The following is a 26568-nucleotide window of genomic DNA, read 5'->3' on the forward strand; positions in this document are numbered from 1 at the left end:
AAGAGGACGTCTCATGGCTGACACGACCGGCAAGGACAAATCCACGAGCGATCCGAAGAGTGCTTCGGGGGCCGTACGGCCGCCGGTGCTGGATGGCACGGCGCGCCCTGCCGGCGCCTCGGCCACGACATCATCCGCCGGCAGCGCCAAACCGGGCGCAGACGCGGCTACGAGCGCCGAAAAACCTGCACCCACCCCGCGGACCCCGCCCCCAACGCCCGAAGCCGCCTCCGGTGGTGGCGCGCCCTGGCTGGCCGGCCTCCTGGGCGGTGCCATCGGCCTTGGCGCCGCCTATGGGCTTGCCGTTCTGGGCTATTGGCCGGCGGTGCCCCAGGCCGAAGTGCCGGCCGACCCGCGTATCGCCCAGGTCGCCAGCGCCGTGCCGGAACTGCAGACCGTGACCAATACCGTTCAGGACGAGCTGTCGCGCCTGAGCGCCCGGGTCGCGACCATTGAGGCAGGGGTGGACGAACTGGCCACCCAGGCGCCGGAGGCCGGGACCGGTCCGTCTGCCGAAGCCCTGTCGGCATTCGCCGATCGCCTCGATGCGCTTGAGGCGACAGCCGCCGCCCCCATGGATGGCGCCGGAACCGACGCCATGGCCGCAGACCTTGCCGCCCTGCGCCAAAGTTTGGAGACGCTGACCCAACAGGCCGCTGGCCAGGCCAGTCAGATCGACACCGTCCAGAGCCAGCTCGATGCCCTCACCACGAGCGCCGCCGAGGCCACTGCCAGCGACCAGGACCAGGCCCGCCTGCCGCTGATCTTCTCCGGCCTCGAAAGCGCCTTTGCGTCCGGGCGACCCTATGAAACCGAGCTTGCAGCCCTGATCGCCGCCCAGCCGGGCGCGGCTATACCCGAGCCGGTGACTTTGCGCGCGGCCGACGGCCTGCCGCGCCCGGCGGACATGGCGCGGCGCCTTGCCGAAGTCCTGCCCGCCATGCTGGCGGGACGGCCGGTCAGCGCCGACGCCTCCTGGCAGGACAATGCCGCTGACTGGTTCCGCGGCGTCATTGCCATGCGCCCGGCGGGCGAGGTGGAAGGCACGAGCCCCGATGCCGTCGTTGCGCGCCTGGAGGCCGCAATCGCCCGTCAGGATTTTGCCGCCGCGCAGGCCGAACTGACATCCCTTCCCGAACCAATGCAGCTCGCTGCCGGCCCCGTCGCCGCCGACATCGGCCTGCTGGCTGAAGCCGGGCAGTTCCTGTCGCAGCTGCGCAGCGACGCCCTAGCCACGGGAGGCGCTCAATGATCAGACTGGCCTCCTGGATCATCGGAAGTCTTGTCGTCGCCGGCATTGCGGCCTGGATCATCGCCCTGCCGGGCACATTGACCCTGGAAGTTGGCGGCCAGCGCATGCAGCCGGGCCTGGGCACCGCCGTGGTCATCCTGCTGGTGGCGGCAGCCCTGGTCATCGCCATCTGGGCCATTGTGCGGCGCATCATCGGCGCCCCCAAGGCCATGGCCCGCCGCCGGGCCGCCAAGCGCCGCGAGCAGGGCATAGAAGCCCTCTCGGACGCCGTCATTGCCCTGCAATCGGGCGACCCGGCCCGTGCCCGCATCATGGCGCGCGAGGCGCAGGCCCGGCTGCCCGGCAGCAATGCGGCCAAGCTGCTCGAGGCGCGCTCCGACCTCGCCCTGGGCGACATGTCGGCAGCCCGCGAGCACTATCGCGCCCTTATCGCCAGCGAGAAAACCGCCGTTGCCGCCCTGACCGGCCTGTTCGATCAGGCCCGGACACAGAACCGGTCCGATGCCGCCCTGACCTTTGCCCGCAAGGCGCTGGCACTGTCCCCCGATGCCCAATGGGCGTCTCAGGCGGTGTTCGAGGACCTGACGCGACGCGGCCAATGGGCCGATGCCGTGGCCATGGTCAATAACGAGGTGGCCACCAGCCGCGAAGAGAAGGCCCACAAGCGTCGGCGCCAGGCCGTCATCGAAACAGCGCGGGCCCGGGAAAGTGAAATCGGCCAGCCCAATGCGGCGCTCGATCACGCCCTGACCGCGCTCAAGCTCCTGCCCGATTTCGTGCCCGCCGCACTCATCGCCGCCCGTATCTATTCGAGCCGCGGCGAGATCCGCCGCGCCCAGAGCGTGCTGCGCCGCATCTGGCGGTCCACCGGGCATGCCGATATCGCCGCGCTCTACACCCATGCCCAGCCCGGCGCCTCGGCCGTCGACCGGTTGAAGCGGGCCCAGGAGATCATCGAATTGCCACCGCCCCATAGGGCTGCCGGCATGGCCCTGGCCCGTGCGGCGATCGACGCCTATGACTGGCCTCTGGCGCGCCAGGCGCTTGCCCCCTTTGCCGGCGACGACGCAACGCAGGGCGTGTGCGGCCTCATGGCTGAAATCGAAGAGGGCCAGAACGGCGATCAGGGCAAGGCACGGGAATGGCTGGCCAGGGCCGTGCGGGCCCCGCGCGATCCGGCCTGGACGGCGGATGGCATGATCAGCGACGAGTGGGAGCCCATCTCGCCGGTCACCGGCAGGCTCGACGCCTTTGAATGGAAGGTGCCCGTGACCTTGCCGGCGCGCATCGCCCCGCCCGGTGGTTCCGAACCTGTCGCGCAATTGCCCGCAGAGGCACCCTTGCCTCTTGCACCGGCCCAAAACCCGACGTAAAAGGCCAGCCGTTGCCGCTTTAGCTCAGTTGGTAGAGCACATCATTCGTAATGATGGGGTCGCGTGTTCGAGTCACGCAAGCGGCACCACTTCTCAGCCCACTTCCGACAGCATGTCCAAGCGCTGCACCTGGCGTGCCGATGGTCGCACGCGGGTGGTCTGCAGGCCGGGCTCGGTGAACAGGGCCGCGCGCTCCTCCGGAGTCGACAGGAAAAACGGGAAGCGCCGCATGACCCGGTCGTAGATGACTTCGACCCGTGCGCCGAAGAGGCAGACCGGGAAGGTCAATTCGCCCCAGAACCCCTCGCCGGCCAGTTGCTCGAGCGCAAAGATGCGCCGGTAGAAGGCGCCGTGCTCGGGGCGGACCGAGGAGATGCAATGGGTGGTCTGGTAATATTCGCAGGCCATTACCGCAAGGCGCAGGGTCAGGTATGGCAGGGCGGGAAAGGCGAGCGAGGCCTCATGGTCCGCCGTGAACCGGCTGGGGTCGATGTAGCTCTCGCCACGCTCGAGCATGCCGCCCAGCACGTCGGGCCAGATCGTGCGGCTCGGCGATGTCGGCTCGCCGGCGGTCACCACATGCAGGCGAATGGAGCTGACCAGCTGGTTGTCGATATAGACGCCAAAGCACCGGCAGTTGGGCGCATCGTCATAAGCGTCGCGGGTCATGCCCACATCGTTGACGGGCACGAAATTCTCGCGCCGGTACGCCTCGTAGCGCAAGCGATAGACCGGATCCTCGCGATGCACCGGCGACACGCGCCGATACTCCACCCGGTCCAGAATATCCATCAGCGTGGTTGCGAAACGGGAAGCCGTTCCGGTCGAAGGGTGTGCCGCCATACCCATCCAAAGTGCCCTCAATTGCCCGGGCGGACCTTAACCATTTGTTAGGTATTCCCGCATTGGGAAAATTCCCATGGTGAGACGGGCGCGGATGACCCGGACGGGCAAAACGCAAATCAGGACAATGGTTTATAGTGGATTAACTATGACTGTACTTTCTCGCCAGGCGCTGGCGCGGAAGCGGAGCATTGAGCCTGGCGATCAACTCGGCAATGTCGCGGGCCGGCAGCGGACGGCTGAACAGGTAGCCCTGGACCTGCTGGACATGGGTGTGTTCGAGCATGACCTGGAGCTGTTCCTCGGTTTCGACACCCTCAGCCACCACGGTCAGATCGAGATCGCGGCCCAGCCGGGCGACGCTGGCGAGCAGGCGCAGGGCCTTGGCCTGGCTGCCGACATCGATGACGAAGGAGCGATCGATCTTGAGCTTGTTGAACGGCAGGTCATTGAGATAGCTCAGTGAGGAATAGCCGGTGCCGAAATCGTCCAGGGCAATGGAAATACCCTGATGGTTCAGCCCGCCCAGCACGCGCTTGGCCAGTTGCGGCTCTTCGATGACGGCCGTTTCGGTCACTTCGATTTCCAGCCGTTGCGGGGGCAGATCGAACTCATCCAGCGCCGCATTGATCAGGCGCGACAGGTCGAGCCCGCGGAAGTCACGGGCCGATACATTGATGCCGACGCCGACGTCGCCCGTCCATTGACTGCATTCGCGCACCGCATTGCGGACCACCCAGGCCGTGATGTCGGACACCATGCCCATTTCTTCGGCCAGCGGAATGAAGGTCGCCGGCGAGATCGGTCCGAGATCGGGATGCGTCCAGCGTGCCAGAGCCTCGCAGCTCACCACCTTGCGGGTGCGGATGTCCACGAGCGGCTGGAAGGCCAGGCTGATCTGCCCCTGGGCCACGGCGTCGGTCAGGTCGGCCTTGAGCCGCTGGCGATAGTGGTAGTCGATGTCCATCTGGGCATGGAAGACCTCGTTGCGGGCCTTGCCGTCGCCCTTGGCGGCATAGAGCGCCAGGTCGGCCTTGGTCATCAGGTCTTCGAGCGTATCGGTTGTCAGGGCCGACACGACAATGCCGGTGCTGACCCGGACCGGCAGCGTGATGCCCTTGAGCAGGAACGGGTCGGCAAAGGCGGCCTGCACCATATCGGCGCTGGCCATGAAGGTATCGGCTTCCTGCCCCTGGCCGATCAGGGCCACGAATTCGTCGCCACCCAGGCGGGCCAGCACGGCATTGGCCGGCAGGGCGTTTTGCAGGCGCGTCGCCACCTGGCGCAGCAATTCGTCGCCGACGACATGCCCATAGCTGTCGTTGACGTGCTTGAACTCGTCGATATCGATGATCATCAGCAGCGAGGGCTGCGCCCGGCTGGCGCGCTCGGCCAGCTCGTCCAGCGCCAGCTCACCAAAATAGTTGCGGTTGGGCAGACCGGTCAGCGTGTCGTGCCGGGCCATGAAGCTGATCCGCTCCTCGGCCTTTACGCGCTCGCTGATATCTTCGAACAAGAGAACGATGCGGGTGCCGCGGGCGCTGACCGTGACCTCGTAATAGAGGCCTGGGCCAAGGGCGAGGAGCACCTTGCCGGACTGGTTTTCGCCAACCATGGTGCCCAGCCGGTCGATGGCAGTCTGGGGGATGCGCCCGGTGGCAGCCAGATCGCTCAGCACGGCGTCGAACGGTTTGCCGATCAGGGCGTGAATATTGATCAGCGCCATGGTCCGAACGGCGCGCTCATTGGCCAGGGTCACGGTACCGTTTTCGTCGAGCATGCACAGCCCGTGCTCGAGCGTGGTAATGGCCAGGTCGAGTTCGGCGGCCAGGCGCGAGGCCTCCACCCGTCCATGCACGGCGCTGAGCAGGATGGACCTGATATCACCCGCGAGCTTGCGGAAACTGGCCAGCATGACAAGCAGCAGGACGGCCAGCACGGCATGGTAGGGATCGCCGCTGAGGAAGAAACCGAGCCCCATGGGCACGATCACCCCCAGCATCTGCAGCGTCACCAGCCGGTCAAGCCCGAAATTGCGGGCACAGATGCCCACCATGACCGCGATGGAAAGAGAAATGCTGGCCAGTTCGGCAAAGGGATCGTCCACCAGGGTCATGGCGAACAGGCACCACAGGCCATAGGCCAGGGCCAGCGCCGAACCCGTCCAGACAGCCCGGTCTTCCCAGTTGCGCGCGGTATGGGCATCGGTCTGGCCGATGCCTGCCCGCCAGAAGGCGCGCATGTTGAAATAGCGGATGATGCCGAGGACGACAAAGGCCACGGCGATGGCATAAAGCGCCAGCGATTGCGACCGGTAGGCCGTCAGCGCCGCCGAAAGCGCGCTGGCAAAGGCGCCAGCCAGCATCGCCCGCCGGTCACCATAGACGGAGCGGATGATGGACACATAGTCCAGGGCGGGCATGGTTTTCTTGGCCGAGGTCAGCACGGCGTGGTTCCTGTTGCGGCACCATTCCGCCCGAAGGCTCTTAATAAGGCCTTGCCGATAACGTTTTCATCGCGGCTTTCCGCGCGATCAATGAATCCGAGGTTAATTCCTGCCGCCCGGGAAGAAAATGTGATCGGGCTGTGTATCCTTGCGGGTATTGATGCGTTGTGCTGGGGACGGCACAGGAGAATGAAAATGGTCGAAAAACTATCGGCATCGGCGCGCGAGGCAGCTCTGGCATCGCTGCCGGCCTGGTCCTATCAGCCGGACAAAGACGCCATTGTCCGCAAGTTCGGCTTTGCGGATTTCTCGCATGCCTTTGCCTTCATGACCCGCGTGGCGCTTCTGGCGGAAAAGACCGGCCACCATCCGGAATGGTCCAATGTCTATGACAAGGTGACCATCACGCTTTCTACCCACGATGTCGGCGGGTTGAGCGAGAAGGATATCGCCATGGCCGGCAAGATCGACGCCCTGGCCGGCTGACGCTCAATGGAAATTCCGCCCGCCGGGCAGCGCCGCATAGGCGCGGCGACGGGCCATTTCGATTTCACGAACCGCGTCGCGATTGCGGCTATCGCTATGCGGCGGCCCCGACTTGCCCTCATCGGCCCGCGCCAGCAGGTGATCGCCGATATCCTTGCCATGCGACAGGTCGAGCAGGTGCGGGGTCAGATCCTCCATATCCTGGGCGATGACATGGATGACCCCCTGCCCCGACTGCACCTTGCCCCGCACCGCCAGCATGCGGCTGGACAGCAGGATTTTGCGCAGGCGGTCATCGCCATCGAAGAGGCTGGGCCAGACCACCAGGTTCGCAACCCCCGTTTCGTCTTCGAGCGTTACGAAGATCACCCCGCTGGCGGTGCCGGGGCGCTGCCGGACCAGGACCAGGCCGGCCACCTCCACGATGACATCCTGGGGCACGGTCACGAGATTTTCCGCCCGCGTCGTGCCGCGCGCCATCAACATGGGCCTGAGAAATTCCACTGGATGGCCCTTGAGCGACAGCGAGAGCGTCGAATAGTCGTGGATGACCTCCTCGCCCGGCCCCATCAGCGGCAGACCGGCGGGGCTCTCGGGATGCGTATCGGCCTCAGGGGAACGCGCCGCAAACAATGGCAGGGTTTCCGCGCCGTGGGTGCCCACCAGTCCCTTGACTGCCCAAAGCGCCTCCCGGCGATTGAGGCCCATGGAAGCAAAGGCATCGGCCCGCGCCAGTTTTTCGAGGCTGGCAATGGGAACGCCGGTGCGCAGCCAGAGATCGCGAACCGACCGATAGCCTGAACCGCGCCGGGCCACGATGCGGTTGATATCGGCCTCGGCCAGGCCTTCGACAAAGCTGAGGCCCAGCCGGATAGCCCGGTTCGAGAGAATGTCACCCGCCATTTCGGCATGGCGCGGCCAGATATGATCGGCAACCCGGCGCCCCGCATCAGCCTCGAGCACGCATTCGAGATCGGAGCGGTTGACGTCCGCTTCCAGCACCAGGACCCCGTGTTCGCGCGCATCGCGCACGATCTGGCTGGGAGCGTAGAACCCCATGGGCTGGGAATTGAGCAGGGCGCAGGCAAACACATCCGGATAGTGGCACTTGAACCAGCAGGACACATAGACCAGCAGCGCGAAGCTGGCCGCATGACTTTCCGGAAAGCCATATTCGGCAAAGCCCTGGATCTGGGCGAAACTCTGCTTGGCGAAATCGAGCGTATAGCCATTGCCGATCATGCCGGCGATGAACTCGTCGCCGAACTGGGCGATCCTGCCGGTACGCCGCCAGGCGGCCATGGCCCGGCGCAACTGGTCCGCCTTGCCCGGCGAAAACCCGGCCCCGACAATGGCGATCTGCATGGCCTGTTCCTGAAACAGCGGCACGCCCAAGGTGCGTTCCAGCACATCCCTCAGGGCCGGGCTGGGATAGTCCACCTTTTCCAGTCCCTGCCGGCGGCGCAGATAGGGATGGACCATATTGCCCTGGATCGGGCCGGGCCGCACGATGGCCACTTCCACGATGAGGTCGTAGAATTCCCTGGGTTTCAGCCGCGGCAGCATGGTCATCTGCGCCCGGCTTTCGATCTGGAACACGCCCAGCGTATCGGCCCGCTGGATCATGGCATAGACCCGTCCCTTGTCCATCGGACCCTGCCCCACCTCTTCGGCAAGCAGGTCGGTCAGGGTGTGGCGCCGGTCATAATGGACATGCAGCAGGTCGAAGGCGCGGCGCAGGCAGGTCAGCATGCCCAGGGCCAGGATATCGACCTTGAGGATGCCCAGGGCGTCGATATCGTCCTTGTTCCACTCGATGATGGCCCGGCTGTCCATGGCCGATTGGCCGATGGGAACCAGGCTTTCGAGCGAATCCCGGGTGATGACGAAGCCGCCGACATGCTGGCTGAGATGGCGCGGAAAGCCGCGCAGCACCTTGACCACCTCGAACATCTGCGCCAGCACCGGATCATCCGGATTGAGCCCGATACCCTTGAGGTCAGCCAGGTCGATCCGGCTGCCCCAGCCCCAGTGCAACTGATTGAAGGCGGCGACGATATCATCCGATACGCCAAAGGCCTTGGCCGTTTCCCTTATCGCGCCCTTGGAGCGGTAGGTGACGACATTGGCGGTCAGCCCGGTCCGGCGCCCGCCATATTTGCGATAGACATATTGCATCACCTCCTCGCGCCGCTCATGCTCGAAGTCGACGTCGATATCGGGTGGCTCGTCGCGCTCGGTGGAAATGAACCGGCCGAAGACCAGCCGGGCCTGCGCCGGATTGACCTCGGTGATCCCGAGGCAAAAACAGACCGCTGAATTGGCGGCCGAGCCGCGCCCCTGACACAGGATCTTGCGGTCTTCCCTGGCATAGACGACGATATCGTGCACGGTCAGGAAATAGGCGGCATAGCCCTTGTAGGCGATGAGGCAAAGCTCGGTCCACAGGCTGCGCTTGACGGCATCGCTGACCCCTTGGGGATAGCGCCGCGCCGCACCCTGCCAGGTCAGCCGTTCCAGGGTCTGCTGCGCGGTTTCGCCATTGCCCACGGTTTCCTCGGGATAATTGTAGCGCAACTGGTCGAGCGAAAACCCGATCCGGCTGATCAACACCTGCGTCTGGGCAATGGCCTCGGGGTGATCGGCAAAAAGCCGGCTCATTTCCCCCGGCGTCTTGAGACCGCGTTCGGCATTGGCGGCAAGCCGGAACCCGGCACCGTCCAGCGTCACGTGTTCGCGAATGCAGGTGACCACGTCGAGCACGATGCTGCGGTCGGCCCGATGGTAGCGGGTATCATTGCTGGCGATCATGGCGGCGCCATGCCGGCGGGCCAGCGCGGCAATGCGGTTGAGCCGGGCCCGGTCGCCGCCATCGAAATGCGGCACGCCGGCCACCCAGACGCGCCCGGGCGCCTGCCGGCCGAGACGGTCCAGCGTCCCTTCCGTCAGGCCCCAATCCTGTTCGTCCGGCATGAGGATGAAGAGCTGGCCTTGCGAAAAGTCTTCGATCGGCCCCTGCTCCTCGGCTGAAACCGGCGCGCTGGTGCCGAAGAGATCGCTGAAGAACAGTCTCGGATTGCCCTTTTCGCCGCGGGTGTTGCCGATGGTCAGGAGCTTGCAGAGCCGGCCATAGGCGACCCGGTCGGATGGATAGGCCACGATATCGGGCGTGCCATCGGCAAAGCACAGCCGGACCCCGACAAGGTAGCGGAAATCGGGATGGTCATCCCGATGGTCCCGCGCCGTGACATAGCCCCGGACCACGCCGGCAAAGGAGTTGCGGTCGCATACGCCCAGCCCGGTCATGCCCATGGCCATGGCATGGGCAACCAGTTCCTCGGGATGCGAGCCGCCGCGCAGGAAGGAAAAATTCGTGGTGGTGACAAGTTCGGCATAGGGCGGCGCCCCCGTTGAGCCGGCACCAGCCGCGATCGGGCCCGTGGTCATGGGAAAAACCCGTGCAGATACCAGGCCGGACGCGTCGGGCCGGTGTAAAAGCCCTGCCGGAACACCCAGAAGCGCCGCCCGTCCTGATCTTCCACCACATAATAGTCCCGGGTTGCAGCATCCGGCTCGAAGAGGGGCAGGTCCGGCACATGGGGCGGCGGTTTGGGCGTTTCGCCGGGTGCCGGTTCTTTCGGCGCGGGAGGCTCGACCAACTTCAGCCGTTGCCCGGTGCGCCACCATTCCGCGCCCAGACGTTCGGGGCCCTCGCCCCTGACGAGACGATAGGTCTGTTGCCGCCAGAGCATCGAGGCCGGCAGGCCATCGGGCACTTCGGCCATGACCGCGATCGGTTCGGGAACGGGCAGGAGACGCAGCGGGCGCCGCAGCAGCGGCGCCTGAACCGGCGCGATCGCGGCGCCCAGCACCGGCACCAGCCGCACCGCCCGCTCGGGCAGGCGGGAAGCGACCATTTCGCTTTTGAGCACCGCGGCCACCCCGAGGCGGCTCGACAGCCGGTCATTGAGCCGATCAACGTCTTCCAGCCCGCTTTCGGCGGCAAAGGCCCCGGCCTGCACCGCATCGAGCCGTTCGGTGCCGGAGGCCATGAGCCGCACCATGTCGATGCCGAAACCGGCATCATAGTCGCCCTCGAGACGCTGGGCGCGATGCCGGAACAGATCGGTGATATGGCGCGCATCGCGCGTTAGCCGCGCGGCATTGAGCGACAGCGTCATCACCTTGTGGTCGACCCGGTAGAGAAAGAGGTGAAAGGCCTGCGCGCCCAGGCCCTCCCCCTCGAGCAGCGCCGACAGGTCATCGGCGAGATTGGCGGTCAGCCCCAGAACATCGTCCAGACGCGCGATCGGCTCGGCCAGCCGCCGCTCCACCCCATGCTCGCCCACCGGCAGGCGCGGCACCAGTCTTTCGGCAACCAGGCCGAATGCCTGGTCCAGCCGGGTCAGGAGCAGGGCGCCGAACCGGGCCTGCAACGGCTTGCGGGGCCGCAATCGCACCTGGCCGATCTGCGCCAGGCCCATCTGGCCGAGATCGGCTGCCTGTTTTTCCGTCAGTCTCAGCCCATGCACCGGCAGGGCGTCCAGCACCTGTTCCAGGTTTTCGGCAGTGACGACCTGGCTGCGGGCATAATGGCTGACGGCCCAGGCGGCCCCGATGGTGGGCGCTATGGCCCCGCGGACCCGATAGCCCAGCCTGCGCAGGCGGGTGAGCAGATGCCCCAGCATGGCCGCCTCCCCGCCGAACAGATGATCCACCCCGGTAATGTCGAGCACCAGATCGCCGAACGGGCTCACCTCACGCAGGACCGAAACCAGCGGGCTGGCATTGGAGTGCCAGTCGGCAAAGGCGTCGAACGCCGCGCTCAGGAGGGGGCGGTCCAGTTCCTTGGCCACCATGTCCGGCCGGATGGCCCGCGCATCGGCCAGGTTCTGCCCCAGGCGCAGCCCATCCCGGGTCAGTTCAGGATCGAGCGCGGCCATCCGCAGCCCGCCCTTGACGGGCCCGAAAAGCCCCAGCGGCTTGTCCCGAAGCGCCGGATCAACCCGCTTGAGATAGTCTGTGGCCCAGAATGGCAGGGACAGCACCAGGAAGCGGCGCGCCGGCGTGCTGGCGGCGAGAAGGCGCGGACTGGGGGATGACTGCAAAACCATTTTTCGTCCATTCCAAGACCCATTCGGTGCGATTTCCGGCAATGCGTCCCTTTTCGAGATGCAGGCGCCAGCGCGCCGCCCCCGGCGCCCGCTCGTCGTAGGGAGCGCGCCCGCTGCGTTCCGGCCGCACATGCCAGCGCAGATGCCCGGCACTGCTGACGCGGCCATGCCCGTAGCGCAGCAGGAACAGCGACACATCGCTGCTGGCGGCCCGCAGGCTCAGGCGGCGGCTGGCGGTGAAATTGAGCAGCCTGGGCTCCCCGCGCACATCGGCGACCAGCCCCGCCACGGCCCGGCAGGACAGCACCTCCTCCGCCGCCCAGAGAAATTCCGTCATGTCGGCAACGCGGATGATGACCAATTGGGCCGGATCGACCCCGAACCAGGACAGGCCCGGGCCATAGGGCATGGCGAGCTTTTGCGCCTCCTCGCCCAGCTGCAGATAAAAGATCGCCGGCCGGCGCGCCGCCACCAGGCTCCGGGCCTGGGCCAGGGCAAACCCGAGGCTCGCCCCGCCGTCGCGCGGATCATCGGCAAACACTTCCTGGACCAGCCCGCCGCCCAGAACCGGAAAGTCATTATCCCCGGCAGTCACCCGCGCACGCGCCTCGGCCAGCGCCGGCTTGCGCTCGATATCGGCAATGACAGTGCGCAGCGCGGCAAGGCGCTGGGGGTGATCCGGGGTCTGCATGGGACGACCGATATGTGAACAAAACAGGAACACATTGACTCCGAATCCAACCGGAGTCGAGTCCCTTTTGCGCATTTGCTGTGGCGCGAGCGCATCAGAGCCGAACAAGACCGCGCGATCGGCCCGAACCGCCATTGAGCCGCGCGCCCAGATGGCTAAGGGTGGACCGCCTGCTCCCGGGCACCACACACTTCACCCTCTACCCATTCAAGGCAGACCTGATGTTCGAGGCCCTGACCCGCCTGTTCGGCAAAACCGAAACGCCGGCCGACCTGTCCGACCCCAAACTGGCCGTGGCGGCGCTGCTGGTGCATCTGGCCGCAGTAGATGGATCCATGGGCGAAGACGAACGTCGCGCCATTCGCGGCGCGCTGATGGATCATTATGACCTAGACGAGCCGGCCGTGGACAAACTCATCCGCGATGCCGCCCAGCAGGATGCCGACGCGGTCGATTTCTACAAATTTACCAGTGGCTTGACCCGGCTGGAGATGGATGACCGGGTCGAGATCATCCGCATGATGTGGACCGTGGTCTTTGCCGATCGCAAGAATCACGAGCTCGAGGACAACATGGTCTGGCGCATCGCCGAGCTCATTGGGGTGTCCAGCCGCGATCGCACCATCCTGCGCAACCAGGTCCGCGGCAAGGCCGCCGAGGCCGAGGATCAATAGGCCTCAAAGGCCCCCACGATCTCGACCTCGTCGCTCAGGCAGTCAAAATCTCCAGCCTTATCAGCGGCTTGCTGGGCCAGCTCATTGGCGTTGCGATTGGCCCGGGCATCGATATAGGCGATGTGGCAGCTATTGCCATCGGCGATCTGGCTCACCACCAGCACCTGCCCCTTGTCCTCCCCGGTTTCCGGATCGGCCGTGTAATAGCGCACGATGGTGGCAATCGGCAGCCAGCGCCCCGAGGCGTTGGACAGGCGCCATTCGAGTTTCTCGCCCAGCCGATTGAACGGCGGAAGTGTTTGAAATCCCGCGCTGTTTTTGTCGACATTGAAGCCGTAACTCAATGAAAAGCGCAAATCGCCTTCCTGCACCATGAGGGGATAACCCTTGTAGCCCGGACAGGCCCAGCTGGCCCCGAAATCATCGGCATCGAGCACCAGGCAGTCATTGAGATTGAGATCGGTATAGGCGCTGGTAAAGCCCGACTGGCCCAGCGCCACGCCAGAGCCGGCAAACAGCATCAGGGTCGTTGCGGTTAGCAGACTGTTCACCTTTCGCATCGCATTGGCCGGCATCGGGGTCTCCTTTTCTCCACACCTGCATCTGGACATGCCAAAACGGGCAAAACAAGTCATTGCCCCCCCCAGGTTGCACCACCTGTCGGTTTTGCCGCTTGCCATCAAAGGCCAAACTGGGCAGAAGCTGACCCCGTTCCGTCCCTCCCCCGCGAACGGCTGCTAAAGGCTAGACATGAACATCGACGCAATCCCCACCGGCAAGAATCCGCCCGACGAGCTCAACGTCATCATCGAAGTGCCCCTGGGTGGCGAGCCGATCAAGTACGAGATCGACAAGGAGAGCGGCGCGCTCTTCGTTGACCGCTTCCTCTATACGCCCATGCGCTATCCGGGCAATTACGGCTTCGTGCCCCATACCCTGTGCGGCGACGGCGATCCGCTCGACGTCATCGTGATGAATTCGCGCCCCCTGGTGCCCGGCGCCGTGGTGCGCAGCCGGCCGGTCGGCGTCCTGTTCATGGAAGATGATGGCGGCCAGGACGAAAAGATCATCGCCGTGCCGGTCAGCAAGCTCACCCGCATGTATGACGGCATCCAGGATATCGGCGACCTGCCGGAAATCCAGCTCGAGCGCGTCAAGCACTTCTTCACCCACTACAAGGATCTCGAGCCCGGCAAATGGGCCAAGATCGACCGCATCGGCGACCTGGCCGATGCGCGCAAGGTCATCCTCGAATCCATCGAAATGGCCAAGTCTGCCAAATAGGCTGCGACCGATCCCGGTCTCCGGCATTGTACCTTTTGGACTATGCCGGAGATCTGCCCAATGAAAACGCTTGCCGCCCTCGCCTTTTCCGCCCTCAGTGTGATGCCAGCCCTGGCGCAGGAGGCGGCCATGCCCAACACGACCGACATCACCCAGATCCTGGCCGACCGCATCGACCGCGACAAGGCCAATATCGGCATTGCCGTGGCCGTGATCGAAAATGGCGAAGTACGCTATGCCGCCCATGGTCAATGGGGCCGGGACGATGCGCGCCGGGTCGATGAACATACCCTGTTCGAGGCCGGCTCGATCAGCAAGGTCTTCACCAACCTGCTTCTGGCCCAATTGGTCGAGGAGGGGCTGATCGACCTCGACGCGCCGATCACCGACTATTTGCCCCAAGGCACCAGCGTGCCCGGCGATGCCGAGCGCCCGATCACCGCCTTTGACCTAGCCACCCATTCGGCCGGCCTGCCGCCCATTCCCCCCGACATGGGCAGTGCCGGGCTCGACAATCCCTATTCCGGCTATGGCCGCGAGGCGCTGATGGCGGCCATGGCGGATATCGACCTCATCGGCCCGGTGGGCGAAAACTTTGCCTATTCCAACCTGGGAACGGCGCTGCTGGCCCAGGCAATCGAACATGTGAGCGGCGCCGACTATCCGAGCCTATTGCAGGACCGCATCCTGACGCCGCTCGACATGACCGAAACCCATCTGGCCCTGACCGGCACCACCCTTCCCGACATGGCCACCGGGCATGACGGGGCGGGCGAGGCAGTGCCGCATTGGGATTTTGACGCCTTTGCCGCGGTGGGGGGCCTCGTCACCACCACCAGCGACATGGCAAAATTCATTGCCGCCGCCAGCGGCGCCAGTGAGAGTGATTTGTCGGGCGCCTTCGACATCATGCTGGCCCGCACCCGACCGGCCGGCGGCGAGGCGACCATCGGGCTTGGCTGGTTCGTCACCCAGACCGGCGCCGGCGAGATCGTCTGGCACAATGGCATCACCGCCGGCTTCCGCAGCTTTGCCGGCTTCGAGCGCAATAGCGGCAAGGGCGTGGTGGTACTGTCCAATATGGTGACCCCATCGGGCATCGAGGATATCGGCACACACTTGCTCGACCCGGCTTTGCCGCTGGCCGACCAGCCCCAACCGCGTGACGCCGTCGAGATCGACACGTCGGTGCTGCCGGGCCTCGCCGGGGACTATCTGGTGGCGCCGGGTTTGGTGCTGACCATCAGCACCGAGGACGGCCGGCTCTTTGCCCAGATGACCGGCCAGGAGCGCTTTGAGATCTTTGCCGAGAGCGAAACCAAATTCTTCTACCGGGTGGTCAATGCCCAGATTACTTTTACCGTGGAAGACGGCAAGGCCAGCGCCCTGACGCTGCACCAGAACGGACGCGACACTCCGGCCCTGCGGGTCGAATAGGTCTATTCGCCGCCCTTCTGCTCGCGCCGCAGGGCGGTGACCTCGGCGCGCAGGGCCCGCAATTCGCTGATTATGGTGGCGCTGTCCTCATGCAGGGCCTGACGATCGGCGACCGCCGTCGCCTCGGTCTCTTCCTGCATGGCCGAGACGATGACACCGATGAAGAGGTTCAGCACCGCATAGGTCGAGAGCAGGATGAAGGGCACGAAGAAGGCCCAGGCCAGTGGATAGGCCTCCATGACCGGGCGCACGATGCCCATGGACCAGCTTTCCAGCGTCATCACCTGGAAGAGCGTATAGAGCGAGGCCCCGAGCGAGCCGAACCAGTCCGGAAAACTGGTGCCGAACAGATTTGTGGCCATGACCGCCGCCACATAGAACAGCATGGCCATGAGCACGACGATCGAGCTCATGCCCGGCAGCGCGGCGATCAGTCCGCCGACCACGCGGCGCAGCGAGGGCAGCACCGAAACCAGCCGCAGGGCCCTCAGGATACGGAGCGCCCGCAGGACCTGGAACGGACCGCTGGCCGGCACCAGGGCGATGGTCACCACGGCAAAATCGAACAGGCTCCACGGGTCGCGGAAGAAGGCCGGACCGAAGGCATAGATGCGCAGGGCGATCTCGATGACGAAGATGGCGAGGATCACCGCATCGAGCGCGTGCAGCACCGGGCCCCAGGCCGCCATGATGCCGGCATCGGTTTCGAGCCCCAGAATGATGGAATTGACCACGATGATGGCAACGATTGCCTGTTCCCAGGTCTTCGAGGTCAAAGGCTCTTTCAGTCTCTGGCGCATGGCCCGAACGCTCCCTTCGCGGATGAATGAGGCAGAAGCCATCCCCGCAGCATAGTCAAGACCGCCCTTGCCAAACCGGCCCGGCCGCGCCTCTATGCCGCTGGCGGTCTGCACTGAAGCGCGTTGTTTTCGCGCATGTCTTCATCCCGAAACCGGTGCCCACTTTCGGGAGACATGCTCTGGGCAGCGCCAAAGAGGATGGAAACCCTGCCGATCCTGCCGGAAAATCGCACCATGCTGCCCACCCCCTATGATGGCTCCGCTCCCCTGTTTCGCATCGGCACGAGGCCTCTCGACCCGGCGGACTGGCTCGAGCCCGACCAGGCCATGGCCGACCAGCTGCGCGAAAAGCACCGCCTGTTCCGGGACCAGGAGCGGGCGGTCTTTGCGCAATTGCCCGGCAGCAGTGCCGCTCAGGCCGAACTGCTCGCCCTGCTGGCCGGCTACCTGCCGGCCCGCTTTCCCGAACGCTGGCAGCGCCAGGGCCCGGCGATGCATGTGGTGCCAACCGGCGCGACCGTGGCGCTGGACGACGGGGCAAGCCCGCTCGCCATAGCGGCACGGCTGGTGCAGGACGATCTCATGTTGCTGCAGCGGCAGGACCAGGGCTGGCACCTGGTGGCCGCGAGCCTCTGCTTTCCCTCGTCCTGGCGGCTCGCGGACAAGATCGGCCAGAGGCTCGACGCCATCCACACCCCCGTGCCCGGCTTCGGCCCCGGCACGCGGCAGGCCGAAATCATGGCCCGCATGTTCGACGCCATGCGCCCCGAAACGCCGATGATCCGCTGGAATTTTTCGCTCTATGGCGACGACCGGCTGTTTCACCCCGACAGCGCCGGGCCGGACGCGCCACGATTCGGCAGCGGCCAACGGGCCGACCCGGTCTTTCTGCGGGTCGAGCGGCAGACCCTGCGCAAACTGCCGGAAACCGGGGCCATCGCCTTCACCATCCGCATTTCCATCGACCCGATCGAGAAGCTGGAGGCCCATGCCGACGGGGCGAAAATTGCGGCATCGCTGATGGACCAGATCGCGGCGCTGACACCCGAACAGCTCGACTACAAGGGGCTAAGCCAGGAAAAGGCGCGCCTGCTTACGCGGCTGGGGGAGATGGCCGGAGCCCCCAACTCCCCCACCTAACCTTCCCTTGAAACAAGGGGAGGGACCTATCCGGTGTGCTCAAAGACAGCGAAGAACGCGAAGCGGCTCCTCCCCTCCTTCAGGGGAGGCCGGGTGGGGGTTTGCCTGCGCGACACCCCACCCCTCACCGGGTCATTCCCGCGGAAGCGGGAACCTCTGGTTTCGTGCCGCAACAGAGGCCCCCGATTTCGCGGGGGTGACATGGCGGCTTGGGGAGGCCGGGTGGGGGTGCCCCTACTCCGCCTTCTTGGCGTAAACCTGCACAACATTGCCCTTGGGCGTCACATCGCAGCGGATGAGGTCGAGCCGCGTCCTGGCGTCGCCCGGCTCGAACAGGTGACGGCCTTCGCCCGCAACCACCGGATGGGTGATGAGCGAGAGCTCGTCCATGAGCCCGGCAAACAGCAATTGGCGCACCAGCGAGATGCCGCCCATGGCGGCGATTTCGCCACCCTTCTGCGCCTTGAGCGCCCGCACATAGTCGATCAGATCGCCCTCGATCAGGGTGGAATTGGACCAGTTTGCCATATCGGCGGACGTGAGCGTGTTCGACGCGACATGCTTGGGGACGCCATTGATGAAGCCGGCAAAATCGAGGTCCTGCTGGGCATTGGGCCAGTACCCCGCCCATTCCGACCAGCCGACCCGGCCCATAAGCACGGTATCGACGCGCTCTTCGACACCGGTGAGCAATTCCCCCAGCTTGTCGTCGAAACTGTCGAACTGAAACTGATCCGGCGCCTCGACCACGCCATCGACCGAATGAAAAAGACCGGCAGTAACTTTCCGCATTTGCTTATTTCCCCCTGGTTCCGGGCGGCACCTTACCGCCCGTTTCGCTGAGGCGACGAGGGAGGCGTTTGGGGTTCGACATTTTTCTTTTGTGGGGCAAAAAAGGCCCGGAGCATTCGCCCCGGGCCACTTCAAAATGCAGTTGAGGCGAATGCCTCACATCCCCAGGTTGGCCAGCACCGCAAGCAGCAGCAGGGCGACGATATTGGTGATCTTGATCATCGGATTGACGGCGGGGCCCGCCGTGTCCTTGTAGGGGTCGCCGACGGTGTCGCCGGTAACCGAGGCCTTGTGGGCGTCGGAACCCTTGAGGTGCTTCACGCCATGGCTGTCGGTAAAGCCGTCCTCAAAGCTCTTCTTGGCATTGTCCCAGGCGCCGCCGCCCGCCGTCATCGAGATGGCGACGAAAAGACCGGTGACGATGACGCCCATGAGCATGGCGCCCAGGGCCGAGAAGGCATTGGCCTGGCCCGCAATCCAAAGGATAGCGAAATAGACCACGATGGGGCTGAGCACGGGCAGCAAGGACGGAACGATCATTTCCTTGATCGCCGAGCGGGTCAGCATGTCGACGGCCCGGCCGTAATCGGGCTTGTCGGTGCCGGCCATGATGCCCGGCTTTTCCTTGAACTGGCGGCGGACTTCCACCACCACCGACTGGGCGGCGCGGCCCACCGCGGTCATGCTCATGCCGCCGAAGAGGAAGGGCAATAGACCACCGAACAACAGGCCAACCACGACATAGGGATTGGCGAGGTCGAAATTGACCGTGAGATCGGTGAAATAGTGCTTCAGATCCTCGGTATAGGCCGCGAACAGCACCAGCGCGCCGAGGCCCGCCGAACCGATGGCATAGCCCTTGGTGACGGCCTTGGTGGTATTGCCCACGGCATCGAGTGCGTCGGTATTCTGGCGCACTTCCTTGTCGAGCCCGGCCATTTCAGCGATACCGCCAGCGTTATCCGTGACCGGGCCGAAGGCATCGAGCGCCACGATGATGCCGGCCAGGGCCAGCATGGTGGCCACCGCCACGGCGATGCCGAACAGGCCCGCCAGCGAATAGGTGACGATGATGCCGGCAATGATGGTCAGCGCCGGCAGCGCCGTCGATTCCAGCGACACGGCAAGGCCCTGGATGACATTGGTGCCGTGGCCGGTGACCGAAGCCTCGGCGATGGAATTGACCGGGCGCCGGTCGGTGCCGGTGTAATATTCGGTGATGACGATGATGAGCCCGGTGATCACCAGACCCACGACCCCGCACCAGAAGAGGCTCCAGGGCGTGAAGGTCTTGGCGGCGGTTTCGATGGCCACGTTCATGTCGCCGAACATCAGCCACAGCACCGGAAGCAGCGCCACCAGCGACAGCACGCCCGAGGCGATGACGCCCTTATAGAGCGCGCCCATGATGTTGTTGTCGGACCCGAGCTTGACGAAATAGGTGCCGATGATCGAGGTCACGACGCAGGCCCCGCCAATGGCCAGGGGCAGCACCATGCCGACGAGCTTGTAGGCATCGGGCAGGATGATGGCCGCCAGCACCATGGTGGCGACGATGGTCACCACATAGGTTTCGAACAGGTCCGCCGCCATGCCGGCGCAGTCGCCGACATTGTCGCCCACATTGTCGGCAATGGTGGCCGGATTGCGCGGATCGTCCTCGGGAATGCCGGCTTCGACTTTGCCCACCATGTCGCCGCCAACGTCGGCACCCTTGGTGAAGATGCCGCCGCCCAGACGCGCGAAGATGGAAATCAGCGAAGCGCCGAAGCTCAGCGCCACCAGCGCGTCGATGACGGTGCGGCTCGTGGCCTCAAAGCCCATGCCGGTCAGGATCATGAAATAGAGCGTCACGCCCAACAGGCCCAGCCCCGCCACCAGCATGCCGGTGACCGCGCCGGACTTGAACGCCAGGTCCAGGCCCCGGGCCAGCGAGCCGACGGCCGCCTGCGCCACGCGCACATTGGCCCGTACCGACACATTCATGCCGATGAAGCCGGCGGCACCCGAAAGCACCGCGCCGATCAGAAAGCCGATGGCGGCATAGGGCCCGAGCAGCAGCCAGGCCGCGATCAGGATGACGACGCCGACAATGGCGATGGTGGTATATTGCCGCTTGAGATAGGCCGATGCGCCTTCGCGCACCGCCGCCGAAATCTCCTGCATGCGGGCCGAACCCGCATCGGCCTTGAGCAGGCCCTGAGTGGTCACCACGCCATAAACGATAGACAGGCCGCCGCACGCAACGATCAGCCAAAGTGCCAGATCCATTGAAAGTCCCTCGAACGTTTTCCTCCGAGGGCCCGCGCCGGCACCGGCCGGGTCTTGCGCCCGGTCCAATTCCCGCCCTCCATCGGGCCCCCTCCAGGCGGAGAGATTAACGGGATTAATGGCTTAAGCAATGGCCATTGCGATGAAATGTCGCGCCTTGGTTGGGCGCGGCAGGACCTGTCCGGGAGGCGGGGTCGAGGGGCCCGGCCGCTAGATGCCGGCGCGCACGACAGCCGGGTAGATATAATAGCCGATGATCGACTGGATGAAGAAGATCAGGAGGAACGCGATCAGCGGCGACAGGTCGAGCCCGGAGAAATTGGGCATGAACCGCCGGATCGGATTGAGGACCGGCTCGGTCAGCTGGTTGATGACGCGCCAGACAGCGGCAACGAACTGGTTGCGCGTATTGATGACATTGAACGAGATCAGCCAGCTCATGATGATCATGATGAGCAGGACCCACCAATAGAGCTGCAGCAGGATCAGGATGATGTCGAGAACGGCGCGCATGTGCGTCTCCGGATGAATGGGTCCGATTTATCTAGTGGCAATGGGGGTGTCGGGCAAGGGCAGCCCCAAAGGTCGCGGGGCCCTGCATCAGATTACGCGATACAGGGCCCCACATGACTGACTGCCCGGTACGCGAAACTCTTCATCCGGGCAGCAGACTGATTGCACAAAGCGTGCCAATTACCCCCACCCGGAAAACCGGGGGCAAAGATGAAGTGCTTATGAACATTTGCAGATTGCGGCACCACCCCGCCATGCAGAATGCAACACCCTTGCAGAATGCGAGGGACTATTGCGGGCGCTCGGCCGGTTTCCAGGTGACGACGCGGAAGAGATAGACCAGCACCACCAGCGCCAGGACGGCATAGCTCAGCGGATCGAGCACCACCTCGATCATCTCGTAATGCTCGTGCAGGATATAGCCGGCCAGGGTCAGAAACGTGTTCCAGATCAGCGCCCCGGCGGTGGAGGCGAGGAGGAACAGCGGCAGCGGCATCCGGGCGAGGCCGGCCGGGATCGAGATCAGGGTGCGGATGATCGGCATGAGCCGCCCGAACAGCACGATGAGCGGGCCAAAACGCCGGAAGAAGCCCACCGCCACATCGATCTCGTCGGCATTCATGGTGAGCAGGCGCCCGTAGCGGTCGGCCAGCCACTTGACCCGCCCGAGCCCGAACAGCCGCCCGGCAAAATACCAGGGCAACATGCCCACCACCGCCCCGAAGGTCGCGGTGGCCAAGACGCCGAACAGGTTGAGATCGCCATTGGCGGCGGCAAAGCCGGCAAAGGGAATGATGAGTTCGGACGGGATGGGCGGAAAGATCGATTCCGCCAGCATGACGAGGAAGATGCCGACATAGCCGAGATCGGAAATGGTCTGGATGATCCAGTCGGTCATGGGGGGTGGCCTCCTCGAGATCGGGGCTCCCGTCACCCCCTCCTAGCCTCCCCCTTCAAGGGGGAGGTACCGTTCGGTGAATTTGGCTCGGTTGTGCCCCTGAGTGGAGCGACACCTCCCCCTTGAAGGGGGAGGTTGGGAGGGGGTGGGGCGACATCCACCAAACCTCCGCAGAGACCTCAGGCCGACTTGGCGGCGCGGCTCATGCGCTTGCGGTCATTGGGGTCGAGCCAGATCTTGCGCAGGCGGATCGACTTGGGGGTCACCTCGACATATTCGTCTTCGGCGATATAGCCCAGGGACTGTTCCAGGGTCAGCTTCTTGGGCGTGGTCAGGCGCACCGCTTCGTCCTTGGAGGTGGTGCGGATATTGGTGAGCTGCTTGCCCTTGAGGGCGTTGACCTCGAGATCGTTCTCCCGATTGTGCTCGCCAATGATCATGCCTTCATAGATGTCGACGCCGGCATCGATCAGCATGGCGCCGCGATCTTCGAGGTTCCACAGCGCATAAGCCACAGACTGGCCGGTGCCGTTGGAGATCAGGACCCCGGTGCGGCGGCCGGGCAGATCGCCCTTATAGGGCACGAAGGAGTGGAACAGGCGGTTGAAGATGGCGGTGCCGCGGGTGTCGCTCAGCAATTCCGGCTGGTAGCCGATCAGCGCGCGGGTGGGCACCAAAAGCTTGATGCGGGTGCGGCCGACGCCGGAGGGGCGCATATCGGTCAACTCGCCTTTGCGCTCGGTCAGCTTCTGCACCACAGTGCCGGTAAATTCGTCGTCGACGTCGATGATGACCTCTTCGACCGGCTCCATGCGGGTGCCGTTCTCTTCCTTGAACAGCACCTTGGGGCGGCCGATGGTCAATTCGAACCCTTCGCGGCGCATGTTCTCGATGAGGACGGCCAGCTGCAATTCACCGCGGCCGGCAACGTCGAAACTGTCATTGTCCTCGCCCGGGGTGACGCGGATGGCGACATTGCCCTCGGCTTCGCGCATCAGCCGGTCGCGGATGACGCGGGACTGCACCTTGTCGCCTTCGCGGCCGGCCAGCGGGCCGTCATTGATGCGGAAGGTGACCGACAGGGTCGGCGGGTCGATCGGCTTGGCGGTGATCGGGGTGGTGACGGCCGTGGCGCAGATCGTATCGGCCACGGTCGAGGTTTCGAGCCCGGCAATAGCGACGATGTCACCGGCTTCGCCCACTTCGATCGGCGCACGCTCGAGACCGCGGAAGGCCAGGACCTTGGAGACACGGCCCTTTTCGACTTCCTTGCCACCCCGGTTGAGGGTGTGGATCGGATCGCCGGCCTTGACGGTGCCGGAGGCAATGCGGCCGGTCAGGATGCGGCCCAGGAACGGATTGCGCTCGATGGTGGTGACCAGCATGCGGAAGGCGCCTTCTTCCACTTCCGGTTCGGGCACGTGCTCGACGACCTTGTCGAGCAGCGGCGCCAGCGTTTCCTTGGGGCCGGACGGATCTTCGGCCATCCAGCCCTGCTTGGCCGAACCGTAGAGCACCGGGAAATCGAGCTGTTCGGAGGTGGCGTCGAGAGCCACGAACAGGTCGAACACTTCGTCCAGCACTTCCAGGTGCCGCTCGTCGGACTTGTCGATCTTGTTGATGGCAACGATCGGCCGGAGGCCCTGGGCCAGCGCCTTGCCGAGCACGAACTTGGTCTGCGGCATCGGGCCTTCGGCGGCGTCCACCAGGATCACCACGCCATCGACCATGGACAGGATACGCTCGACTTCACCGCCGAAATCGGCGTGGCCGGGCGTGTCCACGATATTGATGCGGGTATCCTTCCACATCAGCGAGGTCACCTTGGCGAGAATGGTGATGCCGCGCTCGCGCTCGATATCATTGCTGTCCATGGCGCGTTCTTCGACGCGCTCGTTTTCGCGGAAGGAGCCGGACTGCTTGAGCAGCACGTCGATCAGGGTGGTCTTGCCATGGTCAACGTGGGCGATGATGGCGATATTGCGCAGGGACATTGAGCGGAGCCTTGTTGGCATGATCCGCCAAACCTGCCCACGGGAGTGCTCTCGTTGGGCGGCCAGATACGGACCATATGGTATGGATATGCCAGCGCCATAACGGGGAGCGGTCCGGCAGTTTGCCCGGCTCATATAGCAAGGGGGCCGGTTTCACAAGGGTGGCCAGCGCAGGACAGGGATGCAGACGCCATGCAAAACCCGCCGCGCTCGGGCTGAGCGCGACGGGTCTTGGCAAGGTTCGGGTCCGGTCAGGCCAGGAAGGGCTGAGCCGCGGCCAGGACCTCTTCCTTGCTCATGGGCTCGTCATAGGCGCCATCCCATGGCTTCTTGCCACCGATCTTGCGGACCACGGCAGCATGACGCGCCTCGACCGAATGGATCTGCAGCGCCGTCTGGAGCAGGTCGTCATTGCCGATCAGGTTGCCGGCCTGGCCCTTATAGGCGGCGACACCCAGGTCCTCGAAGGTCTGGCTGAGGGTGAGATAGGTGTCGAAATTGGTGAGCACGTCCGCATATTGGCCACCGGCGGTGGCATCGATCTGCGGCCGGGCCACGGCATCGGCACCCAGGACACTTTCGAGCAGGGCGACATGCTGGGCTTCATGCAGGCCGATATGCTTGAAGATGGCTTCGTATTCATGCGGAATGAGACCATCGGCCTCAAGGCCCGAACGATAGAAGAAATCCTCGATATGCTCGAGGGTCAGGGCGTAATTGAGCACGTCCTTGATCTCGGCCGGCAGGGATTGCCCGAAGGCCTGCTGGGCGGTGACGGCCAGGACCATGGGGGCGCTGGCCAGGGCGCCGAGCGTGGCGACGCTGCGCTTGAAAAAGGCGCGGCGGTCGACGGACATGCGTTCGGTCAGCTCCGGATCGAGGCCGGAGAGCAGATTGGTCTGATTAGGGTTGGTCATGGATCTTCTCCTCAAACCAGCGAATTGGCGGTGACGTCGGAGGTGATGAACGGATCGGCCGCGGCCAGAACCTCGGCAGGATCGCGGGCCACATCGAGCCCGTTGCCGTCGACCACGTCGGGACCGGCAAAGGCCACCGAATTCATCTGCAAGAGATCGCGGATGGCAGCGGCGTGACGGGCTTCGACCGAGACGATACGGCCCGCTTCGGCCAGGTAATCGACGTTCTCGATCAGCTTGCCGGCGCCGTTATAGGCCGACACGCCCAGATCTTCGAAGGTCTTGGCCGTGTTCAGCACGCTGTCGCGGCTGGTGAAATCGACGGCCGAGAAATCGACCTCGAGCGCGGGGATGGCGCCTTCGCCCAGGGCTTCCTTGAGGAAGTCGCGGTGATCGACCTCGTGATCACGAATATCGGTCAGAAGCGCGGTTTCCTCATCGCTCATGCCCGCATAGGGCGTGTCGATGACCTGGGTGTAGAAAGCGGCCTCGAGCTGTTCGAGCGCATAGGCATAGTTGAGCACGCCGATATCGCCTTCGCCCAGATCGGCGGCGAGGGCGGCGGTGATGCCGAAATTGGGCAGGACGGCGCCAGAAACGACGAGGGTGGCACCCGCTCCGCCCCATTTCAGGAGGCGGCGGCGGGAAGGATCGTGTTGAGTGGTCATGAATAAAACTCCGCTATGCAGCGCGAAGGCTGCGGGGTTTCGGAACTGACGCTTGCCATCAGCTACGGCCCCGGGCGCGGAGAGTTTCGGTTTTTGACCGGATCAAAATCCGGTGTGCGGTGGGAACTTATCACCGGCAGGGCCGTATGCGCGCGGCGCGCGCAGGAGCGATGTTGGCTATTCTGCGGCCCGGCAGAGCAGCCTGCACAAACGAAAAGGGCGGCATCCGGTGAAGGATACCGCCCCCTGGAGGACCGGGCATCAGTTTGACTACGGTTGCCTGGTCACCCCGCGTTGACGAGCGTCACAGAGTGGTGAGTGCCCCCAGCTCCCGACTCCCGCAACAAAGTCGCAGATCAGAAGTGGTAGCTGATGCCCACGGTGGCCTTGACGCCATCGAAGAAGTCCGGGTCGTTGTAGAAGCCGACGCCGACGAGCTGGCCACGGACCGACACGGAATCGGTCACGGCGAACTCAACGCCACCACCGAGCTGGTAGGTGCCGAAGGTGGTGCCGACGCTGTTGACTTCAACACCGGTACCGGCCAGGCCGTAGATCAGCACGCTGTCGGTCACCACGGCGCCGAGACGGGCATTGACGAAGAACTCGCCGAAATTGCCGCCCGAACCGAAGATGTATTCAGCGGTGCCTTCGACGCCGAGCAGGATCGGGTCGGCAACGATGAAGTTGATACCGGCATGCACGCCAACCAGGCCGTAGGTCAGGCCCGGGTAGAACTGGCCGCCGAACTGGCCACCGGCATAGAAGCCGTCCCAGGAGAAACCGGCCGATTCATAGATCGGCTGCGGCGTGGTCGGGATGATGAGGTCGGCGGCGAAAGCCGAGGTGGTCGAGAGCAGCGCAACCGAGGTGGCGCCCAGCACAAGAGAACGAATAGTCATGAATAGCCCCAAAACATAAATGACGATGCCCGGACATTGGCCGATTTGCGGCCCCGGCACAATGCCGCCACAA

Annotated in this window: 22 protein-coding genes and 1 tRNA gene; 8 read left to right on the forward strand and 15 right to left on the reverse strand. The window is 64.7% G+C overall.

Going from position 1 to position 26568, the window contains the following annotated elements; translation table 11 throughout:
- Positions 1 to 13: 13 nt before the first annotated feature.
- The 3 genes from KIT02_RS12200 to KIT02_RS12210 all read left to right on the forward strand — a co-directional run bounded on the left by KIT02_RS12200 (position 14) and on the right by KIT02_RS12210 (position 2714).
- Positions 14 to 1252 carry a hypothetical protein gene (locus KIT02_RS12200; protein ID WP_297578069.1) on the forward strand — a complete coding sequence of 413 codons (1239 nt, stop codon included), beginning with the start codon at positions 14 to 16 and terminating at the stop codon, positions 1250 to 1252.
- Positions 1249 to 2625, forward strand: a complete 1377-nt coding sequence (locus KIT02_RS12205; RefSeq protein WP_297578071.1) for a heme biosynthesis HemY N-terminal domain-containing protein — start codon at positions 1249 to 1251, stop codon at positions 2623 to 2625. The genes KIT02_RS12200 and KIT02_RS12205 overlap by 4 nt, the downstream gene beginning before the upstream one ends.
- A 13-nt stretch (positions 2626 to 2638) precedes the next feature.
- Positions 2639 to 2714: transfer RNA gene (locus tag KIT02_RS12210), tRNA-Thr, on the forward strand.
- 4 nt (positions 2715 to 2718) lie between these two features.
- Here KIT02_RS12210 and KIT02_RS12215 read toward each other — a convergent pair.
- Positions 2719 to 3417, reverse strand: a complete 699-nt coding sequence (locus KIT02_RS12215; protein WP_297578073.1) for an acyl-homoserine-lactone synthase — start codon at positions 3415 to 3417, stop codon at positions 2719 to 2721.
- A gap of 193 nt (positions 3418 to 3610) precedes the next feature.
- Entirely contained in the window at positions 3611 to 5914 is a 2304-nt protein-coding gene (locus KIT02_RS12220; protein ID WP_297578075.1) for an EAL domain-containing protein, read from the reverse strand.
- Between the two features lie 195 nt (positions 5915 to 6109).
- Between KIT02_RS12220 and KIT02_RS12225 the strand changes: the two genes are divergently transcribed.
- Positions 6110 to 6400 (forward strand): 4a-hydroxytetrahydrobiopterin dehydratase, encoded by a 291-nt coding sequence (locus KIT02_RS12225; protein ID WP_297578076.1) that lies wholly within the window; start codon positions 6110 to 6112, stop codon positions 6398 to 6400.
- A gap of 3 nt (positions 6401 to 6403) precedes the next feature.
- Here KIT02_RS12225 and KIT02_RS12230 read toward each other — a convergent pair whose 3' ends face one another.
- From KIT02_RS12230 to KIT02_RS12240, 3 genes are read right to left on the reverse strand one after another with little or no spacing between them, the layout of a single operon-like run.
- Positions 6404 to 9847 (reverse strand): error-prone DNA polymerase, encoded by a 3444-nt coding sequence (locus tag KIT02_RS12230; protein WP_297578078.1) that lies wholly within the window; start codon positions 9845 to 9847, stop codon positions 6404 to 6406.
- Positions 9844 to 11514 (reverse strand): DNA polymerase Y family protein, encoded by a 1671-nt coding sequence (locus KIT02_RS12235; RefSeq protein WP_297578080.1) that lies wholly within the window; start codon positions 11512 to 11514, stop codon positions 9844 to 9846. Before KIT02_RS12235 ends, KIT02_RS12230 begins: the two co-directional genes overlap by 4 nt.
- Positions 11402 to 12205: a hypothetical protein gene (locus tag KIT02_RS12240; RefSeq protein WP_297578081.1), complete on the reverse strand. Its 804-nt coding sequence runs from the start codon at positions 12203 to 12205 to the stop codon at positions 11402 to 11404. The genes KIT02_RS12235 and KIT02_RS12240 overlap by 113 nt, the downstream gene beginning before the upstream one ends.
- Positions 12206 to 12366: 161 nt before the next feature.
- Between KIT02_RS12240 and KIT02_RS12245 the strand changes: the two genes are divergently transcribed.
- A complete protein-coding gene (locus KIT02_RS12245; RefSeq protein WP_297578083.1) occupies positions 12367 to 12879 on the forward strand; it encodes a TerB family tellurite resistance protein in 513 nt (170 codons plus the stop codon).
- On the opposite strand, the gene KIT02_RS12250 is transcribed toward KIT02_RS12245, so the two are convergent.
- Complete coding sequence (locus KIT02_RS12250; protein ID WP_297578085.1) at positions 12873 to 13454, reverse strand: hypothetical protein; 582 nt, start codon at positions 13452 to 13454, stop codon at positions 12873 to 12875. The two genes, KIT02_RS12245 and KIT02_RS12250, sit on opposite strands and share 7 nt — an antisense overlap.
- A 175-nt stretch (positions 13455 to 13629) precedes the next feature.
- Between KIT02_RS12250 and ppa the strand changes: the two genes are divergently transcribed.
- A complete protein-coding gene (gene ppa, locus KIT02_RS12255; protein ID WP_297578086.1) occupies positions 13630 to 14163 on the forward strand; it encodes an inorganic diphosphatase in 534 nt (177 codons plus the stop codon).
- A 60-nt stretch (positions 14164 to 14223) separates the two neighbouring features.
- Complete coding sequence (locus KIT02_RS12260; RefSeq protein ID WP_297578088.1) at positions 14224 to 15600, forward strand: serine hydrolase; 1377 nt, start codon at positions 14224 to 14226, stop codon at positions 15598 to 15600.
- A gap of 2 nt (positions 15601 to 15602) precedes the next feature.
- On the opposite strand, the gene KIT02_RS12265 is transcribed toward KIT02_RS12260, so the two are convergent.
- Positions 15603 to 16400 carry an ion transporter gene (locus KIT02_RS12265; protein ID WP_297578090.1) on the reverse strand — a complete coding sequence of 266 codons (798 nt, stop codon included), beginning with the start codon at positions 16398 to 16400 and terminating at the stop codon, positions 15603 to 15605.
- Positions 16401 to 16598: 198 nt separating this feature from the next.
- Between KIT02_RS12265 and KIT02_RS12270 the strand changes: the two genes are divergently transcribed.
- Positions 16599 to 17540 carry a DUF3445 domain-containing protein gene (locus tag KIT02_RS12270; RefSeq protein ID WP_297578092.1) on the forward strand — a complete coding sequence of 314 codons (942 nt, stop codon included), beginning with the start codon at positions 16599 to 16601 and terminating at the stop codon, positions 17538 to 17540.
- 234 nt (positions 17541 to 17774) lie between these two features.
- Here the strand turns inward: KIT02_RS12270 and KIT02_RS12275 are convergent, their stop codons facing one another.
- The 8 genes from KIT02_RS12275 to KIT02_RS12310 form a co-directional block, all read right to left on the reverse strand.
- Positions 17775 to 18332: a dihydrofolate reductase family protein gene (locus KIT02_RS12275; RefSeq protein ID WP_297578093.1), complete on the reverse strand. Its 558-nt coding sequence runs from the start codon at positions 18330 to 18332 to the stop codon at positions 17775 to 17777.
- 156 nt (positions 18333 to 18488) lie between these two features.
- The gene (locus tag KIT02_RS12280) at positions 18489 to 20603 is read right to left on the reverse strand and encodes a sodium-translocating pyrophosphatase (RefSeq protein WP_297578095.1); all 2115 of its coding nucleotides are present in this window, start codon (positions 20601 to 20603) and stop codon (positions 18489 to 18491) included.
- Positions 20604 to 20813: 210 nt separating this feature from the next.
- Positions 20814 to 21116 (reverse strand): YggT family protein, encoded by a 303-nt coding sequence (locus KIT02_RS12285; protein ID WP_297578097.1) that lies wholly within the window; start codon positions 21114 to 21116, stop codon positions 20814 to 20816.
- Between the two features lie 289 nt (positions 21117 to 21405).
- Complete coding sequence (locus tag KIT02_RS12290; RefSeq protein WP_297578099.1) at positions 21406 to 22014, reverse strand: DedA family protein; 609 nt, start codon at positions 22012 to 22014, stop codon at positions 21406 to 21408.
- A 179-nt stretch (positions 22015 to 22193) separates the two neighbouring features.
- Positions 22194 to 24008, reverse strand: a complete 1815-nt coding sequence (gene typA, locus KIT02_RS12295) for a translational GTPase TypA (protein ID WP_297578101.1) — start codon at positions 24006 to 24008, stop codon at positions 22194 to 22196.
- 251 nt (positions 24009 to 24259) lie between these two features.
- Positions 24260 to 24925 (reverse strand): ferritin-like domain-containing protein, encoded by a 666-nt coding sequence (locus KIT02_RS12300; RefSeq protein WP_297578103.1) that lies wholly within the window; start codon positions 24923 to 24925, stop codon positions 24260 to 24262.
- Positions 24926 to 24936: 11 nt separating this feature from the next.
- Entirely contained in the window at positions 24937 to 25593 is a 657-nt protein-coding gene (locus tag KIT02_RS12305) for a ferritin-like domain-containing protein (RefSeq protein ID WP_297578105.1), read from the reverse strand.
- Between the two features lie 356 nt (positions 25594 to 25949).
- Entirely contained in the window at positions 25950 to 26495 is a 546-nt protein-coding gene (locus KIT02_RS12310) for a hypothetical protein (protein ID WP_297578107.1), read from the reverse strand.
- Positions 26496 to 26568: the final 73 nt, after the last annotated feature.

Origin of the sequence: Devosia sp. (assembly GCF_025809055.1) — a bacterium.
Lineage (GTDB): Bacteria > Pseudomonadota > Alphaproteobacteria > Rhizobiales > Devosiaceae > Devosia.

Excerpts from the sequence above, each read along its gene's own strand:
- KIT02_RS12280 (WP_297578095.1), bottom strand. The coding sequence starts at position 20,603 with ATGGATCTGGCACTTTGGCTGATCGTTGCGTGCGGCGGCCTGTCTATC.
- KIT02_RS12290 (WP_297578099.1), bottom strand. The coding sequence starts at position 22,014 with ATGACCGACTGGATCATCCAGACCATTTCCGATCTCGGCTATGTCGGC.
- KIT02_RS12285 (WP_297578097.1), bottom strand. The coding sequence starts at position 21,116 with ATGCGCGCCGTTCTCGACATCATCCTGATCCTGCTGCAGCTCTATTGG.
- KIT02_RS12225 (WP_297578076.1), top strand. The coding sequence starts at position 6,110 with ATGGTCGAAAAACTATCGGCATCGGCGCGCGAGGCAGCTCTGGCATCG.
- ppa (WP_297578086.1), top strand. The coding sequence starts at position 13,630 with ATGAACATCGACGCAATCCCCACCGGCAAGAATCCGCCCGACGAGCTC.
- KIT02_RS12235 (WP_297578080.1), bottom strand. The coding sequence starts at position 11,514 with ATGGTTTTGCAGTCATCCCCCAGTCCGCGCCTTCTCGCCGCCAGCACG.
- KIT02_RS12215 (WP_297578073.1), bottom strand. The coding sequence starts at position 3,417 with ATGGATATTCTGGACCGGGTGGAGTATCGGCGCGTGTCGCCGGTGCAT.
- KIT02_RS12265 (WP_297578090.1), bottom strand. The coding sequence starts at position 16,400 with ATGCGCCAGAGACTGAAAGAGCCTTTGACCTCGAAGACCTGGGAACAG.
- KIT02_RS12250 (WP_297578085.1), bottom strand. The coding sequence starts at position 13,454 with ATGCCGGCCAATGCGATGCGAAAGGTGAACAGTCTGCTAACCGCAACG.
- KIT02_RS12230 (WP_297578078.1), bottom strand. The coding sequence starts at position 9,847 with ATGACCACGGGCCCGATCGCGGCTGGTGCCGGCTCAACGGGGGCGCCG.
- KIT02_RS12200 (WP_297578069.1), top strand. The coding sequence starts at position 14 with ATGGCTGACACGACCGGCAAGGACAAATCCACGAGCGATCCGAAGAGT.
- typA (WP_297578101.1), bottom strand. The coding sequence starts at position 24,008 with ATGTCCCTGCGCAATATCGCCATCATCGCCCACGTTGACCATGGCAAG.
- KIT02_RS12300 (WP_297578103.1), bottom strand. The coding sequence starts at position 24,925 with ATGACCAACCCTAATCAGACCAATCTGCTCTCCGGCCTCGATCCGGAG.
- KIT02_RS12275 (WP_297578093.1), bottom strand. The coding sequence starts at position 18,332 with ATGCGGAAAGTTACTGCCGGTCTTTTTCATTCGGTCGATGGCGTGGTC.
- KIT02_RS12205 (WP_297578071.1), top strand. The coding sequence starts at position 1,249 with ATGATCAGACTGGCCTCCTGGATCATCGGAAGTCTTGTCGTCGCCGGC.
- KIT02_RS12260 (WP_297578088.1), top strand. The coding sequence starts at position 14,224 with ATGAAAACGCTTGCCGCCCTCGCCTTTTCCGCCCTCAGTGTGATGCCA.
- KIT02_RS12240 (WP_297578081.1), bottom strand. The coding sequence starts at position 12,205 with ATGCAGACCCCGGATCACCCCCAGCGCCTTGCCGCGCTGCGCACTGTC.
- KIT02_RS12310 (WP_297578107.1), bottom strand. The coding sequence starts at position 26,495 with ATGACTATTCGTTCTCTTGTGCTGGGCGCCACCTCGGTTGCGCTGCTC.
- KIT02_RS12270 (WP_297578092.1), top strand. The coding sequence starts at position 16,599 with ATGGAAACCCTGCCGATCCTGCCGGAAAATCGCACCATGCTGCCCACC.
- KIT02_RS12305 (WP_297578105.1), bottom strand. The coding sequence starts at position 25,593 with ATGACCACTCAACACGATCCTTCCCGCCGCCGCCTCCTGAAATGGGGC.